The 1,104-nt window shown below is 60.1% G+C and carries 1 protein-coding gene; it reads right to left on the reverse strand.

Features of this window, described 5'->3' with window-relative positions; translation table 11 throughout:
• Positions 1-9 precede the first annotated feature (9 nt).
• On the reverse strand, positions 10-1,002 hold the full coding sequence (locus HOP58_RS22745; RefSeq protein ID WP_086509116.1) for an IS30 family transposase: 993 nt from the start codon (positions 1,000-1,002) through the stop codon (positions 10-12).
• Positions 1,003-1,104: the final 102 nt, after the last annotated feature.

Below are 1,104 nucleotides of genomic sequence, written 5' to 3' on the forward strand. Positions count from 1 at the left end.
ACCCTGAATTCAAGTAATAAGCGCAGCACCTGCGGTGTTGAGGGCTCCTGAGTATTCACCCAAAAACACCTGTGCCGGTGTCCGATAACCGAGCCGCTTTCGGGGACGGTCATTCAACTTTCTGACCACCGCGCGTAGCTCGGCATCAGTGACCTGTCGGAAGTCCGTTCCCTTGGGGAAATACTGCCGTACCAGGCCATTGGTGTTCTCATTGCTCCCACGCTGGCCAGAGCAGTAGGGATCACAAAAGTAGGTCGTTGCAGTTACCGCCTTGGCTACGGCTTGGTGATCGGCAAACTCCGAGCCGTTGTCCAGGGTGATGGTCCGGACAGCACCTCGGCGGGGCTTCAGTAGACGGATCATAGCCGCTCGCGTCAGCGCCGCTGAGATTTTGGGTAACCGTGCCGCCAGCAGGTAGCCGCTGCGTCGCTCTACCAGTGTGACCAACCCCGATTGCTTATGACCCTGGATGACGGTATCGCCCTCCCAGTGCCCGATATAGAGCCTGTCATTAACCTCCGCGGGGCGATGCTCGATGCCCACACGATTAGGAATCTTGCCGAGCCCTGCGCTCTTGGCCTGGGTCCGGTGCTTGCTGCGACGCTTGGGCTGACGAAGGTGCCGCCAGAGATCGCCTCCGCGCGCCTTGTCATCCCAGATCAGGGAATAGATCCACTGGTGACTGACGCCGACGCCGGTAATGGGCGCCATAAAACCGCTGATCTGCTCCGGGCTCCACTCATCACGGAGCCGATTGATGACGACGGCGATCATGCTGGGCAAGCGCTTCGTCCATTTCCAGGCGGTACGTCGCCGGCGATCACTGAGGGACTGAGCCTGCTCGGGATCGTAGCCACCAGAGGTGGCGTTGCGGCGCAACTCGCGGCTGATCGTGCTGCTGTGGATGCCCAGCTCTCTGCCAATCTGTCGCTGGCTCATGCCCAGGTCAAAGCGGGCGTGGATCTGGTATCGTTGGGTCTGGGTCAGCTGTCGGTATCCCATGCTCTGCTTCACTTTGGTCGGTAAAGCAGGGAGGGTACCGGCGCTGGCCCTCCTGCTTCTACCGGGTGGTCCAAAGTGCTGCGGTTATTCTATGAATCTAGG

Source organism: Halomonas sp. MCCC 1A11062, from assembly GCF_021404355.1.
GTDB classification, from domain to species: Bacteria; Pseudomonadota; Gammaproteobacteria; order Pseudomonadales; family Halomonadaceae; genus Halomonas; species Halomonas aerodenitrificans.